Below are 18,437 nucleotides of genomic sequence, written 5' to 3'. Positions count from 1 at the left end.
GCTGGTAGCTAGCCCTCTATCACCGGAAGCGCGCGTCGGGCCTCAGCAACCTGATCGAAGTCAATATCGACGACCAACAATTCTTCGTCGTAACCGGCCTCGACCAACCGCTCACCCGTGGGCGAGATCAGCGCGGAGTGTCCGATTCCGGTAGGTCCGCCTTCGGAAGCTGGCGGGCGAGCCTGCCCGACCGCCGCAATGAAAGAGGTGGAATCTAAACCGCGCGCATTGGTGAGCAAACGCCATTGACGCAGTTTGTCCGCTCCATCCGCCCAGCTCGCGGGCACTACGATGAGTTCTGCGCCGCGTCGGGCTAGCTCCTTGAACTGTTCGGGGAAGCGGATGTCATAGCAAGTGGCAACGCCAATGGTTCGGCCATCAAGTTGGAACACCACGATCTCGTCACCAGCGCGAACGGTGTCCGACTCCCGGTAGCCGAACGCGTCGTAGGTGTGGATTTTGTCGTATTTGGCATCGGCGCCGCCGGTCACGAGCAGCGTGTTCGTCACGCGATTTTTGTCGCCTCGCTGGTCAGCCGGGCAAAACATTCCCACCACGATGGTCACGCCCAGCTCCTGCGCGAGCTCCCGCACTTTGTTCGCCCATGGTCCATCTATTGGCTCAGCCACCGTGTCCAGACGACCGGATTGGAATGCCTTCATGGTCGCTTCAGGGAAAACAATCAGCTCAGCGCCTAGTTCCGCTGCTTGGAGAGTCCATTTTTCCACCGCAGCCAAGTTTTCCAACTTATCCGCTTGGGACAACATTTGCACGAGTGCGATCTTCATGCGCCCCACTTTATGTGGATAACTACCACTTATCCACACTTTCCCGATCGAGCTAGTTGCTCGCCAAGTCCACGCCGACCACTATGTGAGCCATGAAACTTACCTCTGCCCCAGCCCACCCCACACCACTTGATTACACATTCCCTACACTCAGCGCATCCCACACCTCGCAGGCGCTCGCCGAAGCAAGCTCTCTATGGCGCTACAACACTGACACTTTCAACCACCAACGCCGCACCCTCTTCGACGAACTTGCCGAATTCATCAGATTCGCACGCCACCTCGACGCATCCATCTTCGGGCGACTGCAATGAAGCTACGCTCCGCCGAGCTTTTCGACGCCGCCCGCATCCTCAATCAGACCGCGACCCAGCACCAGGACGTGTTGCATTCAACCGACTTTGGTGCGAACTCCGGTGACGCAATCGACGCAGCGCGACGTCGAGAAGCGCAGCTTAGGCGGGAACAGACGCAGGTTGTCGTGCATATGCGCGCTGTCGCATCTGTGTTGGACCGCACGGGTCACACGATGGCGTACGTTGAATCCGACCTCGACCGGCTTGTGCGTCGTCTTGACGAAGCCACCCAAGACTCATCGCTCCTGGGGAAGCTCTTCCTCGAGTTGGAACAGTTCAGCGCGGACCTCGATGCTGCTTGCGCCCAGGAAATCCGGGCGCTGTGTGGTCTATCTGTGGCCGAGGGACACGGGCTGGAAGACTTTCCACTGACCCCGCTTGCTGAAATTCATGCAGAACTGGCAGCTACATCGCTTCTCGACGAGCGCTTCCCCGACGCCACACTTTTACCGACCCGGGACGGCATCGTACTAGCTTTTGGCGACATCGAAACAGCTCCCGCAGTAGCCACCATTGTTCCCGGGGTGGGCTCGGCTGACCCGGACAGTTGGGATACCTATGCCGCGCGAGCCCGGCGCGCCGCAGCTGCCACCGGTGCAGCTGTCCTGTGGATCGATTACCCAGCGCCTTCCTCAGTTCCGGCAGCGCTGTCCAAGGCGCCCGCACAACTGGGAGCACAGCGGCTGGCGGCGTTTCAGGCGGCACTAGCGAACCGGGCGGCTCGGAAGGGAAACGAGCCGGAACTCATTGTGCTTGGCCATTCCTATGGTTCGCTGGTCACCGGATTGGCCGCTAAGTCAGGTCTCGTTGCGGACGCGGTCGTTTTCGCTGGTAGCCCGGGAGTTGGGGTTTCGCATTCGAGCGAATTGGATCTCCGGACAGATCATCCACGGGTGGTGAGTACCACCTCTCCGCATGACCCTATCGGGCTCACGGTCGGAGCATTGGGTGGAGTCCATGGTCCTGATCCGGCAAGTGACGGGTTTGGCGCTCAAGTCTGGCCTGCCGTAGGCGGGCACAGTAGTTATCTGGATTCGCCTGAGTTTTATGAAAACCTCGGCCAGCTGGCTCGGGCCCGGCAGGGTAGCTCCTAGTGAATTGTCGTGCTAAAACGCAGAAATGCCGGTCAGCGCGTCTGCGCTGGCCGGCACCATGATCTGCGAGAGCTTGGGTCTAGAACAGGCCGGTTGGCTTCTCATCGTAGGAGACGAGCATGCACTTGGTCTGCTGGTAGTGCGCAAGCATCATCTTGTGGTTCTCGCGGCCGATGCCAGACTGCTTGTAGCCACCGAAGGCAGCGTGTGCTGGGTAGGAGTGGTAGTTGTTCACCCAGACGCGACCTGCTTCGATCGCGCGTCCTGCGCGGTAGGCGGTGTTGCCGTTGCGGCTCCACACGCCGGCGCCGAGGCCGTAGATGGTGTCGTTAGCGATCTCGATGGCTTCCTCGAACGTCTTGAAGGTGGTCACTGCCAGGACTGGACCGAAGATTTCCTCCCGGAAGCACTTCATGTCGTTGTTGCCCTTGAAAATCGTCGGCTGGACATAGTAGCCGCCCTCAAGGCCCTCAATGGTGTTCACGGAACCACCGGTGAGGGTCTCGGCTCCTTCGGCAGGGCCGTGCTCGAGGTAGCCCTTGATCTTGTCGAGCTGCTCCTGCGAGGCCTGTGCCCCCATCTGTACGTCCGTGTCCAGCGGGTTGCCGATCTTGAGCGATTCGACCTTCTTCACGGCACGCTTGAGCAATTCGTCGGCAATGTCTTCGTGAATGAGAGCACGGGATGGGCAGGTGCACACTTCGCCTTGATTGAGCGCGAACATCGCCAGGCCTTCCACGCACTTGTCGAGGAAGTCGTCGTCCGCATCCAGGATGTCTGGGAAGAAGATGGATGGCGACTTGCCACCGAGCTCGAGCGTGACCGGGATGATCTTGTCAGACACCGCGGAGTGAATAATCTTGCCGACTTCGGTAGACCCGGTGAAGGCGATCTTGTTGATGCGCGGGCTTGCGGTCAAAGCGGCACCAGCTTCTGCACCCAGGCCATTGACAACATTGAGGACGCCCGCTGGAATCAAGTCTTCGATCAGCTCGAGCAGCACCAGGATCGAAGCAGGGGTCTGCTCCGCCGGCTTCAAGACGATGCAGTTGCCCGCTGCCAGCGCCGGAGCGATCTTCCAGGCCGCCATGAGCAGCGGGAAGTTCCACGGAATAATCTGCCCCACAACGCCGATTGGCTCCTGAAAGTGGTAAGCGACGGTGTTGTCGTCGATAGGCGAAATGCTGCCCTCGTCGGTGCGCACGACTGATGCGAAGTAGCGGAAGTGATCAGCCGCAAGGGGCACGTCTGCAGCAAGGGTCTCGCGGACAGCCTTACCGTTATCCCAGGTTTCCGCAACGGCGAGTTTCTCGAGGTTTTCCTCAATCCGGTCCGCGATGGCATTCAGGATGCGGGCGCGCTTGGTCGGGCTGGACTTGCCCCACTTCGCCTTTGCCGCGTGCGCAGCGTCCAGCGCCTTATCGATGTCAGCTGCATCCGAGCGTGGCACCTCGGTGAAGACTTCGCCGTTAACTGGGCTGAGGTTTTCCATGTACTTGCCGTTTACTGGCGGGACCCACTTGCCGTCGATGAAGTTTTCGTAGCGCTTCTTAAATTCGACGATGGCGCCTTCGGTGCCAGGATTTGCATAAACCGTCATTGTGGATGCTCCTTTGCTGAATTTCTTACGAGTTATCAGCAGCCTAGCGGGGCGATTTTGTGTCTGCAATCACATTTGCAAAGTTTACAGTTAACGGTGATTAACTTCGCAGGCTGGCACATTTCCGCAAATTTTGCCAACCTTGGTCGGCGCTCACCAACTCGCGAGAATCGCACACACCGCGGTCCCCGCCACGATCGACAGGATCATATTCTTCCGCCACAGGTGCAGAACAACGGTCACCGTGAGCCCCGCCCCATAAGCCCGCGCGTCATGCGCATTCTTCCAGTCCACCCCGGTGGTGACATACATCGCCAAGATCACCATCCCGCCAAGCGGCATCCAACGGCCCAGATCCTCCATGAATGCCGAGCCGTACAGCCGTTGCTTAATCACAAAAGGGGCCAGACGCAGCAGGAACGTTACCAAGCCGGCCAGGCCAATCGCCGCAAAAACATAAGCTGAATTAGCCATGACGAGCCTCCATCCTGTGCCGGATTACCAAAGCAACCAACAATAGACTCATACCGACGAGCATCATGTTGCCATGGCCCGTCGATAAGCCAATGAGTCCGGCAGCGACGGCGAGCCCTACGGTCATGGCGTCACGACACATGCGCCAGGAATCAATAGCAAGCACCACAAACAACGCAACTAGTACAAAATCGAGGCCCTGCACCCCGGCCAGCAAATTCGCGCCGGCGACCGCCCCGGTCACCGACCCTGCCACCCACGCGATATGCATCCCCAGGTGGATCCAAAACATCTCCCGCGGTTCCCGCTCCTCCGGCGGAGTGGTCGAGACCAGCGCGAACGCCTCGTCGATCATCGCGTAGATGATGTAGAGCTTTGTGCCGGGGTGGCGAAACTTCTCCAGCGGATAAGTCAGGCCGTAGAAAAGATGACGAAAATTGATGAGGAATGTGGTCAGGGCGATCGTCCCTAAGGAAGCTGACGCCACCAGCAGCCCAAGCAGCATAAACTCACTCGAGCCCGCAAAAATCACCATGGAAATAATCGGGGCCAGCCACCAGGGAAAACCCTGGGTGGGCACCATAACGCCCAGGCCAATACCCAGCACGAAAACCCCGACCCACACCACGCCTGCGCGCTTAGTTGCCCTAGCAAGCGGGCTTGTCGACGACTCCATGAACAGACATCTTATGGCACGAGCGGTCCGCGCCCCGGTTTACTTGCGAGCGCCCTGAAACTTCACCACACCATAGCGCACTCGGGGCACGGATTTTCGGACATACGGTGTGGTCAAGTTTGAGCCAGGCAGCGGCTAGGGTGCCTGGGAGCTGCAGCGTCGCCAGGGCGACTGGGGCGAAAAACGGCGGATTCTAGTGGTCGTGGAAACACGGTCTAGGTTTCTTTGTCTAGCAATTGTGCCATGCGTTCTGCGGGGGTATCGAAGTTGAGTGTTTTTCGTGGTCGTCTGTTGAGCTGCATGGCAACGAATTCCAGGTCTTCGGCGGTGTGGACGCTTAAGTCTGTGCCTTTAGGGAAGTACTGGCGTAGGAGCCCGTTGGTGTTTTCGTTGCTGCCGCGTTGCCAGGGTGAGGCTGGGTCACAGAAATACACTGGGCAATCTGTGGCGATGGTAAACGATTTATGTCCTGCCATTTCACTTCCTTGATCCCAGGTTAACGAGCCTTTGAGATGCTCAGGTAGCCCATTGATCGCTGTAACCAGTGCGTTTCTTACTGCTACGGCGTCATGTCCATCGGGTAGGTGCAATAGCATGACATACCTGGTGGATCTTTCCACGAGGGTGCCGATAGCTGATGTGTTTCCTTTACCTAAGATGAGGTCACCTTCCCAATGCCCTGGGACAGCTCGATCTTCTACGTCGGCTGGCCGATCGGAAATCATGACCATAGGGTCAACAAATCGCCGCCGAGGGATACGCTGCCCGCGAGGTTTACGCACTGTGCGCCCTTGTCGCAGGCATGCTGCGATTTCTTTCTTTAACTCGCCTTTAGCCTGGAAGAACAATGCTTGGTAGATAGTTTCAGCACACACGTGCATAGTGTCATCGTCTGGATAGTCTTTGCGCAACCTCCCTGCGATCTGTTCCGGAGAGAGCTTGTCACGCAGCATGGCAAAGATGGTCTCCCATAAACCTGGGACGAGGTCGATCTTGCGTTTTTTCGGCCGGAATCTGCGAAGCGTTGATGTGCGCTGTGCATGGGTGGGTAAATACAGGCCGAAATCATCCTGGTTACGGCGTAGCTCTTTGCTGATCGTTGACGGTGCGCGCCCTAACCGCCGGGCGATGGCACGCACACCGAAGCCTTGCCGATGCAAGTCGAAAATAAGCTCACGTTCTTCAATACAGAGATAACGCGGTGAAATCCGCTGATCAATACGCGATTGGGGGACGATAGCAATCGGCAACGACTGCCGGCCGTCAACATAGTCAAGCAACTGCATAAGCCTGTTATACAAGGCCGCATCCGGCCCATCCGGGATGAACGCTACACGCTGCCGCCCCACCTTGATGACGCCTTTGTCGATATCACGCGCATCACGTAGATGAATTCCACACGCATCAGCGGCATCTTTTCGCCCTAACGCACCAATTCGAAGCTGCAAATAAGCACACCGGCGCGAGGTTGCCGCAGCACGCCGCCCATGAGGATTACGCGTCCATAACCCCAGATCGATGCCCACTCGGTAGACAACCGAGCTGCCCAGCTGGCAGTGACGGACTATATCCATCGGCGCCCAGCCTCGAAGCCACAACGAAGCAATCTGCTCGTATTGTTTAGACGACGTAGTAACCCGTGAACGAACAGGTAGCGCCAACCGGTGCGCCAACGCATACGCCACGCTATCAGGCAACCCAGTACTACGCGCTGCCGCGCGAACCGAGCTACCAGCTCGTACCAAGCTGGAAAACCTGTCAACAACAACCGGATCAGGATCCCATACCGACCCCATGAAAACACCTCACAACAATCAGGTGTTTCCACGACCACTAGAATCCGCCAACAACCCATAAACCAAAAATCCCCAAGGATGACCTTGGGGATTTGGAGCCGCCTGCGAGAATCGAACTCGCGACCTTTTCATTACGAGTGAAATGCTCTACCGACTGAGCTAAGGCGGCACGAGTAGTTATTCTACAACACGCACGCGATAGGAATAAAATCGCTGGTCAGGATACTCGACAGGCCTTGCGCAGGCGACCAACCAACCCAGATAACGCCACCACAGGACGCACGTTGTAGCCCAAGGATTGCCGACACTGCATGATGGCGTCGAGGCAGGAAGTAAGCGCTGCAGCGGAGTTTCGATCCGCTAAATCACGAGCGAGTCCCGAGAAATCCGGGTGCGTGAGAGAGGTATCAGCACCTGCGTTAAGCAAAAGCGCATCCCGGTACAATCCAGCGAGGTCTACCAGGGCGAGGTCGAAAGCGTCGCGCTGCGAGCGCGTTCGCCGCTTCTTGTGCTTAGATTCCAGTTCTTTGAGCTCGGATTCCATCCCCTTGGTCATCTTCGCGGTGCCTTTGCCCCTGACACCAGCCCCAAAAGAATTACGAACCTTTTCCACTTCTTCATCTTCGAGTGGGGCAAGCTCGGCAAGGGTCTCTTTTTCCACCCGTGTGACCAGCGATCCGACTTCTTGGAAGGCTGCCTCCCGGTGGTAAACCAACTCCGCTAGGTGCAGCACCTGTGCGCGTCGGGATTGCGCTTCTTCTGAAAGCGCCAAGTGGCGGGCTCGGCCGATGTGTCCCCAGGTAGCCGCTGCTGCCAATTGGGCGGTTTCTTCGGAGATACCGCCGTCGGCAAGCAGGATGCGGGTGGTTTCCGCAATGGAAGGCGTCGGCACATACACGTGGCGGCAACGCGAGCGCAGGGTGACGGAAATGTCATGCGGGTCCAGCGAGGGCGCGCACAGCATGATGACAGTGCGTGGTGAGGGTTCTTCCACTGTCTTCAACAGCGCGTTAGCAGCGCCTTCGCTCAGCCGATCGGCATCCTCAATGATGATGACTCGCCAATCAGCAATGGAAGGGAAATCGAGGTACGTCGCGACGACCCGTTCGCGCATCAGATCCACGGAAATCGACAGCTCTTTGGGAACGATATGGACCAAATCAGGGTGCTTGCCCGCGAGCACATCGCGACAGTTCGGACACTCGCCACAACCAGGGATCTCGCCCGTGCACATGAGAGCTGCAGCGAACGCCACAGCGGTATTGGACCGGCCGGAACCAGGAGGACCGGTAAACAGCCAGGCGTGCGTCATCGCTGAGGAATCCGGCACGGTTCCTGCGGCGATCTGGCGGGCGGCCAGGGCGGCGTCGATAAGCGAGGAGCTCAGAGCAGCGCCACCTGCCAGCCGGGCAAACACAGAATTTTCGCTCACCCACCCCACCCTAATGTCTCGGGACGATAAAGTTATTAACATGACGCGTTTTGGGGAGATTGTAATTTGGCTCATGAAGACCTCATGGCCGCTTTACGCTGCCGTCATCGCGGTGTCGAATGTGCTTGGCGCCGTGGCGACGATGCTGTTCTTCCATTTCCTCATCCCCATGGACGAAAAGTCGCTGCTCAGTGGCACGGCTGGGAAGTTTCCCCTCATCGGAATTGCCTACCTAATTATCGCGGTAGTACTGAGCTCGATAGTGACATTCTGGCTGTTCCGCCCCGTCCTCGTCTGGCAGCATGAGCCGGAAACGCACGACCCAAATATGGTTCGCAACCTGGTCATGCGGATTCCGATTTACCAGTCGTTGCTGTGCATCGTGGTGTGGATCTTCGGTGTGTTTATCGCGACGGCGCAAGCTGCCTCCGTGAGCGGTCGCCTTGGCTTGGTGGTGTGCCTGGTCAGTATTCTCGGCGGTTCGATGTCGGTCCTGCTGACCTATCTCGCAGCCGAACGACTAGTCCGCCCGGTGGCGGCAGCTGCCCTAGCGCAGCGCTTCGAAGATTCCACCCTCGAACCCCCGGTGACCCAGCGACTTCGCGCCACCTGGGCGGTCACGTCCGCCGTCCCGCTGCTGGGCATCTGTTTGTTGGTAATCGGGCAGCGTTCGGGCTATTTCACCGCCGACGCCAATGAGCTCCTACCAGCGATCTTGGCGCTGGGTGCGGTTTCGCTGCTGACCGGATTCGTCGCGCAAACACTTGTCATTATGAGCGTGGTCGACCCGATCCACGAGCTTCAAGAAGCCATCAATTCCGTGCGGCGCGGAGAAACCGACGTCACCGTCGATATTTACGACGGTTCCGAAATCGGCGTGCTCCAGGCCGGATTCAATGAAATGATGCGCGGCCTAAAGGAACGACAGCGAGTCCGTGACCTGTTCGGCCGTTACGTCGGTACCGAAGTCGCCCGCCGTGCGCTGGAGGAACGTCCTACCCTGGGCGGTGAGGATCGCAGCGTAGCAGTGCTATTTGTCGACGTCATCGGCTCCACCACCTTCGCTGTCAACCACACGCCAGAAGAGGTCGTGGCAGCTCTCAACGAGTTCTTTGAGCATGTCGTCGAGGTCGTTCACCGCAACAAGGGCGTGATCAACAAGTTCCAAGGCGATGCCGCTCTGGCCATCTTCGGGGCACCGCTGCCGCTTTCCGACGCCGCCGGGCACGCCCTCACCGCGGCCCGAGAACTGCGCAATGAGCTGAAAGACCTGGAACTCGCCTGCGGCATTGGTGTCGCCGCCGGCCATGTCGTCGCCGGCCACATCGGTGGCCACGACCGCTTCGAATACACCGTCATCGGCGACGCCGTTAATACCGCAGCGCGCCTCACCGAACTAGCGAAAGACACCCCCGGTCGTATCCTTTCCAACGCGGCGACCCTGCGGGCGGCCAACGAAGCAGAACAAGCCCGCTGGACGGTAATGAAATCTGTCGAACTTCGTGGCCGTAACGAAATGACCCAGCTCGCCCGCCCAATCCGGCCGACGCTGGCGGATCGGTCCTAGCTCGCCTGATTGTCTCCCGCAATCTGATCGGCACAGCTGCTGGGGTCTAATAACCGGCTATCTTTTGGCTGAACAAAACCGATGGCATAGCGTTCGATCGATTCCAGCACATGTCCCTGCATGACAAACTGTAGCCGTCGTACAAGTTCCGCTGGGTCGTCCTTCATTCCCGTTGCTATCCAGTGCGAGAGGTGTCCTAGCACTGCCAAGGTGTAGTGGTCAATGATGAATTTCTGATCTGCGTCATCAAGGGTGTGTCCGATCGACAGCTCCGCCACGATCGCCGCCATCATTTGTCGCAACGCCCGGAAGAAGAACCGCTCCATTTCAGCCTTCCGCAAAGACTTTAGGATCGCGTGGACCTGCGGCCGATGTTGGTGCATATACTCCAAAAGCTCCTGGAAACCAGATGCCCAGGAATCATAGTGCGCATGAGAAAGAATGTGACGCGCCACTTCTTCTTGAAAGAGCAACGCTGCTGCGTCATAGACATCGCTGAAGTGATAGTAGAAAGCTTGCCTGGTTTGTGGTCCTCGGAGCCCTCATCGGGTTAAACGAAATCGTACGACGTTGGCGTGGCGCCGGTTGGGCATTCTTCATCGCGCTGCCGATCATCCTCACGATCTTCGTGTGGCCCACCACTGCTGGGCCTGGGTCTTCTACCGGCACCTGGTTTCACTGGGTGAAGGTCTATTCCGCTTTGGCCGGCTGCCTTGGTTTTATGGCCCTGCGTTATCACCCCAAACTTGCAGCCAAACGTTGGGCGTTGTGCTTCCCACCCTTCATCCTCGGCCTTAACATTTTGGAAGCTTGCATCCGCGACTTCCAAGTCGGCGCCATGAACGCTGATGGTTTGGTCGATGACGTTCACATGGTTTCCGGCTCCTGGAACTACATGAACGGCATCGCTGGCTTGCTGAACCTCATCACGATTTGTGGCTGGACGGGCATAATCATTTCCCGCGACTCGTCGAAGGATATGATTTGGCCGGACATGCTGTGGTTCTGGATCATCGCCTACGTCTACAACTGCGTTGGTGACCACTCGTTCTACGCGGGCGCTGCACTGCTTATTTCCTGCACAATCCCAGCCTTCTTTATCAAGAAGGGTGCTTGGCTACAGCACCGTGCTAATACCCTGGCTTTCTGGACGATGTTCACTATGGCAGTGCCAAGCTTTGTTACCGATTCTAAGTTCGCGGTTTCCGCTTCCCACAGTCCAACCGCACTATTCCTTGTCTCCGCCGTCGCTCTCGCTGCAAACATCGCCGTATTTGGCTACCAGATTCATCGGATCCGTGCGCAAAAGCTCCATCCCCTTCAAGATGAAATCTACACCGACCACGGCAGCTATCAGGAGGTGCTTAGTGCGAACATCAACATCCCTCACACCGCTTCGAACGTCACCGATCAGCACCCATTAGCGATGAGCTGATCCTCGCAGTCGCATCCAAACCAAAAGCTCCCCCAGCCGAGTTGTAACAACCTCCGGCCCGGGGAGCTTTTCGAGGATTCAACGGGTTAGCGCTTCTTCGCACCCGCCTTCACCACGCGCTTCGTGGTCTGCTTCACCGCTTTCTTCGCGGCTTTCTTAGTGGTCTTCTTGGCAGCCTTCTTCCCCGCCTTCTTCGCGGGAGCCGGGTTCGCGGCCTCCTTGGCGCGACGTTCAGACAACAGCTCGTTGGCTCGAGCGTCCGTCATCGTCTCCGGCGAATCACCCTTGCGCAGCGACGCATTGGTGGTGCCATCGGTGATGTATGGGCCGAATCGACCATCCTTGATGACCATTGGCTTGCCCGAAACATCGTTATCCCCCAGCACCTTCAACGGCGGGGTGGCGGTGGTGGCGCCACGACCGCGTCGTTTCGGCTCGGCGTAGATAGCGCGTGCTTCGTCGAGGGTGATACTGAAGATCTGTTCCTCGTTGGCCAGCGACCGCGAATCGTTGCCCTTCTTCAGGTACGGGCCGTACCGGCCGTTTTGGGCTGTAATGACCTCGTTGTCCGAAGGATCGACACCGACTTCCCGCGGTAGGGACAGCAAGCGCAGGGCTTCTTCCAAGGTGACCGAGGCCGGCTCCATCGTCGAAAAGAGCGAAGCCGTTCCAGGTTTGAGAGTTTCCTCGATGATCTGGTTGATCCGCTTTTCCTTCTGGGCAGCGGCCGTCTTGGTATCCCAGTTCTTGGCCCGCTTGCCTTCCGCCTTGCGTTGCGCGTCTTCTTCTGCGCGCTCAGCGGCCACGATCTTTTCGGCTTCGGCCTCCACCGTGGCGCGCTCTTCATCGCGAACCTGCTCGATGACGTACGGGCCAAAGCGACCATCCTTAGCCACGATCATGCGACCGTTCGCCGGATTCACACCCAGCTCACGCCCGCCTTGTGGAATGGCAAAGAGCTTCTCGGCTGCCTCAAGCGAAAGCTCATCCGGAGTGGTGGATTCCGGCAGGTTGGCACGCTGGTACTCAGGCTCGCCTTCCGCGGTGCGGCCGACGACTCGCTCAAGGTACGCACCATAGCGTCCGACTCGAACAAAAATTGGGCGCCCTTCGGAGTCTTCGAACAGCTTGAGGGAGTTGACCTCACGGGCGTCGATATGCTCTAGGTTATCGCCGACCAGGGCCTTCAACCCGCCGAGGCGCGCGATGGAGTCGGCCGTAGCTTCGGAGGCCTCGGCATTGCCGAAGTAGAAACCGGTGAGCCACTCGGTGCGGTCCTCGTTGCCGGCTGCAATGTCATCGAGTTCATCTTCCATCGAGGACGTAAAGTCGTAGTCAACGAGCGAGGAAAAATTCTGCTCCAAAAGACCAACCACCGCGAACGCCACCCAACTCGGCACGAGCGCATTGCCACGTGGCAGCACGTAGCCACGATCTTGAATCGTCTTGATGATGCTCGCATACGTCGACGGACGCCCAATCCCCAGGTCCTCCATCTTCTTCACGAGGCTCGCCTCGGTGTAGCGCGCAGGAGGATTCGTGGAATGACCTTCCGCCTCCAGCTTATCGACGCCCAATGGATCGCCCTCTGTAAGCCGTGGCAGTCGCTTTTCGGCATTGTCCGCTACATCGCGCCCATCCTCGAGACGGGAAGTTTCCACATAGGCCTTCAAGAAGCCCGGGAAGGTGATGGTACGACCCGTGGCGGCGAACTCGACATCCTCGCCACTGGCGGCACTACCGGCGATGGTCACCTTCATGGACGTGCCACGCGCGTCCGCCATTTGCGAAGCGACGGTGCGCTGCCAAATAAGCTCGTAGAGCTTAAATTCTTCGGCGTCGAGTTGGCCGTGCAACTGCCCTGGGGTGGTGAATGTTTCACCCGCGGGCCGAATAGCCTCGTGGGCTTCCTGCGAGTTCTTCACCTTGCGGGTGTACTGGCGAGGCTGAGCGGCCACAAATTGTGCACCGTACAGCTCCTTGACCTGCTGCCGAGCGGCATTAATGCCGGCCTGCGACAGAGTGGTCGAGTCCGTACGCATATAGGTGATGTGGCCATTTTCGTACAGGCGCTGCGCGATGCGCATCGTGCGTTCCGAGGTAAAGTGCAGCTTGCGGCCCGCCTCTTGCTGCAGCGTCGACGTCATGAACGGTGGGTATGGCCGACGCGTGTACGGCTTCTCCTCAACATTGGCCACCCGCATGGGTTGGCCGGTCAGCGCGTCGGCAAGCGCCTTAGCTTGGCTTTCCGTGATGACGACGACATCTTTGCCTTTGAGCTCACCGCGGTCATTGAAATCGCGTCCCAGGGCGACGCGCTTGCCGGACAGCGCCGTCAAACGAGCAGCGAACTGGCTGGGATTCTCCGCGGTTTCCGGCTTGCCCGTGTTAAATTCCGCGATAAGGTCCCAGTACTGTGCGGAAATGAACGCCATGCGCTCGCGTTCCCGCTCCACAATCACGCGAGTAGCGACAGATTGAACGCGTCCCGCGGATAGCCGTGGCATCACTTTCTTCCACAGCACCGGCGAAACTTCGTAGCCGTAGAGGCGGTCCAAAATGCGGCGGGTTTCCTGCGCGTCGACGAGGTTTTCGTCCAAATCGCGGGTGTTTTCCGCAGCCGCAATGATGGCTGGCTTGGTGATCTCATTGAAAACCATGCGCTTAACCGGCACCTTTGGCTTCAAAACCTCCAGCAAGTGCCAAGCAATTGCCTCGCCCTCGCGGTCGGGGTCAGTTGCCAGCAGAAGCTCATCGACGTCCTTGAGCTTGGCCTTCAGATCCGCGACCTTCTTCTTTTTGTCTGCGCTGACCACGTAAAGAGGCGAAAAACCATTGTCAGTGTCCACTCCCAAGCGAGCCCACGGCTCTTTCTTGTACTTCGCGGGCACGTCCGCGGCACCGCGCGGCAAGTCACGAATGTGGCCGACAGACGCTTCAACGATGTAATCCTTCCCCAAGTAGGGCTGAATTTTCTTCGCCTTGGTCGCCGACTCCACAATCACTAGGCGCTTTACGCCCGGCTCAGTACCTGCCACAGCGGACACAATCCTTCCTCATCGCCCTCCTTTGATACTTCACATCTGGTGGGCTGCAACGTGCATTTCTTCACTACCGTACACAGTTATATATGGCTCTACTACGAAAGGAGCCGTAATTTGTTCTAATCATTGCCTCTAATTAGGGGCAACGTCAATTAGAGTGCCGCGAATGGGTGCCACTTTTATGCAAACCCAGCGCTCGGAATCTGCGCGTTGAGCGGTCACGGTCGGCGCGTTGAATGGCTGCGAAAATGGCTGCGAAAATGGCTTACTTTTTGAAGCTGGGCTAAGTGAATAAAAGTACTTCTCAGCTTCGTGAATTCCGCGACGTAGTGACCCTCAAACCAGCATTTGTTGTTGTCAGGGAGCTTTAGACCGCTCGATGTCGTCCCTTCGGAGTAGTCGGACTACCGCTGCGGGCTTTTATTCATCAAAAATCGCTGCTCTACGTAGTCGGACTACGCCGAAGCGACGACATAGCACTTGTGCAGCAAACCCGCATGGCCGGCGACACACCGACCAGACACACGATTCTCTACATAGCCCGCGTTGAATGCCTTCGAACCCGCCGGCGTTTTTGAACCATGTGAAAGGCAATCGCGCACCATGTTCACCCGAAAAACGCAAAAGCTCCACCCGACCGTTTCCGGTTTGGTGGAGCTTGAAGCTAGCTATTGAAATTAGATAGCGGTGACGTTCTGAGCCTGTGGGCCCTTTGCGCCTTCGCCGATCTCGAACTCAACCTGCTGGTTCTCTTCAAGGGTACGGAAGCCGTTGCCCTGGATCTCAGAGTAGTGAACGAACACGTCTGCAGAGCCATCTGCAGGAGCGATGAAGCCGAAGCCCTTTTCAGCGTTGAACCACTTAACGGTGCCTTGTGCCATGTTAAAACCTTTTTCTTCAGTGCGAATACATTGTTCCAAGATGTTGAAGGAACAACGGGCCGTTGTGAACCCCCGATCACTTCGCACCAGTGAAGGTGTGTAGCAACGAGCGCTCGCAATCTAACAACTATCCTCTGCGAGCGCCATATGACTCTGCGCGTGGAAACTGCGACCAAGGACCAGTGTGTCATGAAAAAGGCTTTAGCGATAGTCTCTTATAGAAAGTTTTTACCTAACACTTGTTTATCCGCAGGTCAACACCACAATAAATTTTTCCTGAACGGCACTTTGAAAGCACGCTTTTGCCCGAAAAACATCAATATCCCACAATCGGAACCGAGATTGCAGATCTACTGCAGCGCCGCTACCCCGAGTCGCACTGCACTCATCTCGAAACGATGGCTCCCACCCCTGCCCAGTTCGCCCCGTGGCCAGCGTGGGTTCCCGCCGATTTGGTTGCCTACCTGCAAGATTCGGGAGTGCAGCAGCTTTATGTCCATCAGGAACGCGTCGCAAAGCTGGCGAGGCAGGGCACGCATGTGGTGGTGGCCACGGGCACGAGCTCGGGAAAGTCGCTGGGTTATCTCCTGCCGCCCCTCGCCGAGTTGGCAGCTGATCCGCAGGCTTGTGCTCTTTATCTCACGCCCACAAAGGCCCTGGGCTCGGATCAGCTCCGCAACATTTTGGAGCTCACTCGGCAAGTCCCCAGCTTGAACGGGATAGCCGCGGCGCCCTATGACGGCGACACGCCGACCGAGGCGCGGGCTGGGATCCGCGACAATGCGCGCTTCATTTTCTCCAATCCGGACATGATCCATGCGTCCATGCTCGCCAATCATTCCAGGTGGGGTCGGTTCTTTCGACATTTGAAGTTCGTCATCATTGATGAATGCCATGCCTATCGAGGGATGTTCGGCGCTCACGTCGCCCTCGTTATCCGCAGGTTACGACGCCTCGCCGCCCACTATGGCAGCGATCCGACCTTCATTTTGGCCTCCGCAACCGCCACTGCGCCTGGAGCGCACGCAAGCAACCTCATCGGGTCTGAAGTCGCGGAGGTCACTGAAGACGGCGCTCCTACCGGGGCGCGCACCGTCATGCTGTGGGAACCTGGATTCATCGAAGGACTGTCCGGCGAAAACGGAGCCCCGGTGCGTAGGTCCGCCACCTCGGAAGCCGCCGGCATCATGGCTACGGCCATCGCTGAAGGCGCTCGCACACTCACTTTCGTGAGGTCACGGCGTGGCGCCGAAAGTGTCGCGCTGCGTGCAGCGGAAGAACTCGCACTGCTCGGCCGGCCCGACTTCTCCCGTCGCGTGGCGAGCTACCGCGCAGGCTACCTCGCCGAGGACCGCCGCCGGCTTGAGCGCATGCTTGACGACGGCACCCTCCTAGGAGTCGCCACCACAAACGCCCTCGAATTGGGCATTGACGTCGGTGGATTGGACGCAGTGGTCACTGCCGGCTTTCCCGGAACTGTCGCCTCCTTTTGGCAGCAGGCAGGGCGCGCTGGCCGACGCGGTCAGGGCTCATTGGTAGTGTTCGTCGCACGGGACGAACCCATGGACACTTACCTAGTTCATCACCCAGATGCCCTCCTGCGACGCCCCATCGAGCAAATCGTTTTCGATCCCACCAACCCTTACATTCTCCGCGGGCACATCTACTGCGCTGCTGTAGAAAAGCCGCTTTCACCAGCGGATGTGTCCGCGTGGGGAGCCGAGCAAGTTGTCGAGGAACTCACTTCGCTAGGCCTGCTACGACGTCGCCCTCGCGGGTGGTTCGCCGCCGACCTACCCGATGCGCCAATCACGCCAGATACCGCCCATGACCAGGTGAATTTGCGAGGCGGATCGGGCCACGAAGTGATGATCGTCGAGTCCACCACCGGACGTCTACTCGGCACCATTGACACCGAGCGAGCCCCAGCCCAGGTCCATCCCGGCGCGGTGTACGTGCACCAAGGCGAAACTTATGTCATTGAATCTTTGGACCTCGATGAATACCTCGCTCTCGCTGAACCCAAAGCTCCGGAGTACTCCACCTATGCTCGCAGTACCACTGACATCCGCATCATCAGCAATCCCGGTGACAGCGAACTCATCAATCCGAGTCCTGGCCTGTGGGTGGCCAATGTTGACGTAGAGGTCACCACGCAGGTCGTGGGCTACGTAGCCAAGCTTGCCGACGGCACGATCCTAGATTCGGTTGCCCTCAACATGCCTGCTCAGCAGCTCACGACCCGGGCGGTGGCCTACACCATTGACCCATTGGCACTGTCCGCCATGGGTATCGCCGCTGGTGATATCCCAGGGTCACTACACGCAGCCGAGCATGCCGCCATCGGCATGCTGCCGTTGCTGGCGACATGCGATCGCTGGGACATTGGTGGGGTGTCTACCGCCGAGCATCCAGACACTGGCTTGCCCACTGTCTTTGTGTACGACGGTCACCCCGGTGGGGCTGGGTTCGCCGACCACGGATTCCATCGCTTCGCCGAATGGATTGAAGCCACCTTCCTCGCCGTCACTTCCTGCCCGTGCGAGTCTGGTTGCCCCTCCTGTGTGCAATCACCCAAGTGTGGCAATGGCAATAATCCACTCGACAAGTCGGGCGCAATAAAGCTGCTCAGCGCCCTGGATACCATGATGAAATCCACTACAACGGACCAGCCTTAGCCGTTGCGTGGCGCCCGCGGACTTCCACCGTTGTGTGAACATCACCTCCTTTTACTACACACGAAACTTGTCTTGCTTTGTTCTCTCCTGCGACAGTTCGGGCGACCTCACAGCCGGCTTGGTCCGCATACACGGCCCAGGCTCCTGCCACAGCTGATAGATCTGCGGCTACCTGAGCTCGGTGCGTCGCCACCACCATCCCCGCGGCGAACGCAGCTATGCCGAAAATGGACAGCACAGCTGCCGAAATCGCAGCGGAGACGATCGTGAGATTCCCACGGTCGTCGAGAAGCCAATGGCGCATCATCGGCTGGCCCCGGCCGTATTTTCTGCGGGGAATCGAGCGGTGGCAACCATGGTTCCCAATGGCGCAGGAACCTTCGCTTGTACTTCGACCCACGCATCGTTTTCACTCACCGACACGGTGCCTCGCGCTGGTTCAAACCCCTCACCTATCGCATGCGCACGTGCGGCAGCTCCAGCAGTATCCACGGCTTGGATCTGCGCGGCGAGAGTCGCAAGAGCAGCAACAATCATCGCTGCCACCATGACCAGCACCGCGATCCCGAAGGCCGCCTCGATGGTGACCGATCCTTCATCGTCGTTCATGGGGCGT

16 protein-coding genes and 1 tRNA gene are annotated in these 18,437 nt (G+C 58.3%); 5 read left to right on the top strand and 12 right to left on the bottom strand.

The genetic code is table 11. From position 1 onward, the window contains the following. Positions 1-8: 8 nt before the first annotated feature. On the bottom strand, positions 9-788 hold the full coding sequence (locus CEPID_RS01460; RefSeq protein WP_047239453.1) for a carbon-nitrogen hydrolase family protein: 780 nt from the start codon (positions 786-788) through the stop codon (positions 9-11). 92 nt (positions 789-880) lie between these two features. Between CEPID_RS01460 and CEPID_RS01455 the strand changes: the two genes are divergently transcribed. After that, positions 881-1,102 (top strand): hypothetical protein, encoded by a 222-nt coding sequence (locus CEPID_RS01455; RefSeq protein WP_047239452.1) that lies wholly within the window; start codon positions 881-883, stop codon positions 1,100-1,102. Beyond that, positions 1,099-2,238, top strand: a complete 1,140-nt coding sequence (locus CEPID_RS01450; protein WP_052843277.1) for an alpha/beta hydrolase — start codon at positions 1,099-1,101, stop codon at positions 2,236-2,238. Before CEPID_RS01455 ends, CEPID_RS01450 begins: the two co-directional genes overlap by 4 nt. Before the next feature lie 79 nt (positions 2,239-2,317). Here CEPID_RS01450 and exaC read toward each other — a convergent pair whose 3' ends face one another. The 6 genes from exaC to CEPID_RS01420 all read right to left on the bottom strand — a co-directional run bounded on the left by exaC (position 2,318) and on the right by CEPID_RS01420 (position 8,216). Further along, entirely contained in the window at positions 2,318-3,838 is a 1,521-nt protein-coding gene (exaC, locus tag CEPID_RS01445) for an acetaldehyde dehydrogenase ExaC (RefSeq protein ID WP_047239451.1), read from the bottom strand. A 153-nt stretch (positions 3,839-3,991) separates the two neighbouring features. Continuing rightward, a complete protein-coding gene (locus CEPID_RS01440; protein WP_047239450.1) occupies positions 3,992-4,312 on the bottom strand; it encodes a branched-chain amino acid transporter permease in 321 nt (106 codons plus the stop codon). Next, on the bottom strand, positions 4,305-4,988 hold the full coding sequence (locus tag CEPID_RS01435) for an AzlC family ABC transporter permease (protein ID WP_047239449.1): 684 nt from the start codon (positions 4,986-4,988) through the stop codon (positions 4,305-4,307). Before CEPID_RS01435 ends, CEPID_RS01440 begins: the two co-directional genes overlap by 8 nt. 215 nt (positions 4,989-5,203) lie before the next feature. Then, positions 5,204-6,196 carry an IS30 family transposase gene (locus CEPID_RS01430; protein WP_169747268.1) on the bottom strand — a complete coding sequence of 331 codons (993 nt, stop codon included), beginning with the start codon at positions 6,194-6,196 and terminating at the stop codon, positions 5,204-5,206. Between the two features lie 681 nt (positions 6,197-6,877). After that, positions 6,878-6,953: transfer RNA gene (locus CEPID_RS01425), tRNA-Thr, on the bottom strand. Between the two features lie 48 nt (positions 6,954-7,001). Further along, a complete protein-coding gene (locus CEPID_RS01420) occupies positions 7,002-8,216 on the bottom strand; it encodes a DNA polymerase III subunit delta' (protein ID WP_047239448.1) in 1,215 nt (404 codons plus the stop codon). A 40-nt stretch (positions 8,217-8,256) separates the two neighbouring features. Here CEPID_RS01420 and CEPID_RS01415 point away from each other — a divergent pair, with 40 nt between their 5' ends. Next, positions 8,257-9,783: an adenylate/guanylate cyclase domain-containing protein gene (locus CEPID_RS01415; RefSeq protein WP_047239447.1), complete on the top strand. Its 1,527-nt coding sequence runs from the start codon at positions 8,257-8,259 to the stop codon at positions 9,781-9,783. On the opposite strand, the gene CEPID_RS01410 is transcribed toward CEPID_RS01415, so the two are convergent. After that, entirely contained in the window at positions 9,780-10,238 is a 459-nt protein-coding gene (locus CEPID_RS01410; RefSeq protein ID WP_144413411.1) for a TetR-like C-terminal domain-containing protein, read from the bottom strand. The two genes, CEPID_RS01415 and CEPID_RS01410, sit on opposite strands and share 4 nt — an antisense overlap. 71 nt (positions 10,239-10,309) lie before the next feature. Between CEPID_RS01410 and CEPID_RS01405 the strand changes: the two genes are divergently transcribed. Next, positions 10,310-11,218, top strand: coding sequence for a DUF5692 family protein (locus tag CEPID_RS01405; protein ID WP_047239446.1), 909 nt, complete (start codon positions 10,310-10,312; stop codon positions 11,216-11,218). Positions 11,219-11,304: 86 nt separating this feature from the next. On the opposite strand, the gene topA is transcribed toward CEPID_RS01405, so the two are convergent. Continuing rightward, positions 11,305-14,265 (bottom strand): type I DNA topoisomerase, encoded by a 2,961-nt coding sequence (topA, locus tag CEPID_RS01400; protein ID WP_047239445.1) that lies wholly within the window; start codon positions 14,263-14,265, stop codon positions 11,305-11,307. Positions 14,266-14,939: 674 nt separating this feature from the next. Next, a complete protein-coding gene (cspE, locus tag CEPID_RS01395; RefSeq protein WP_047239444.1) occupies positions 14,940-15,143 on the bottom strand; it encodes a transcription antiterminator/RNA stability regulator CspE in 204 nt (67 codons plus the stop codon). 302 nt (positions 15,144-15,445) lie between these two features. On the opposite strand from cspE, the gene CEPID_RS01390 reads away from it, so the two are divergent. Further along, positions 15,446-17,821 (top strand): DEAD/DEAH box helicase, encoded by a 2,376-nt coding sequence (locus CEPID_RS01390; protein WP_047239443.1) that lies wholly within the window; start codon positions 15,446-15,448, stop codon positions 17,819-17,821. Here the strand turns inward: CEPID_RS01390 and CEPID_RS01385 are convergent. Beyond that, a complete protein-coding gene (locus tag CEPID_RS01385; RefSeq protein ID WP_047239442.1) occupies positions 17,802-18,128 on the bottom strand; it encodes an Rv3654c family TadE-like protein in 327 nt (108 codons plus the stop codon). The genes CEPID_RS01390 and CEPID_RS01385 overlap by 20 nt on opposite strands. Beyond that, the gene (locus tag CEPID_RS01380; protein WP_047239441.1) at positions 18,125-18,430 is read right to left on the bottom strand and encodes a hypothetical protein; all 306 of its coding nucleotides are present in this window, start codon (positions 18,428-18,430) and stop codon (positions 18,125-18,127) included. The genes CEPID_RS01385 and CEPID_RS01380 overlap by 4 nt, the downstream gene beginning before the upstream one ends. Positions 18,431-18,437 lie beyond the last annotated feature (7 nt).

The sequence above is a fragment of the Corynebacterium epidermidicanis genome, assembly GCF_001021025.1.
Lineage (GTDB): Bacteria > Actinomycetota > Actinomycetes > Mycobacteriales > Mycobacteriaceae > Corynebacterium > Corynebacterium epidermidicanis.
The sequence above is the reverse complement of the archived record's forward strand: the minus strand, read 5'-3'. Positions and strand labels throughout refer to the sequence as shown.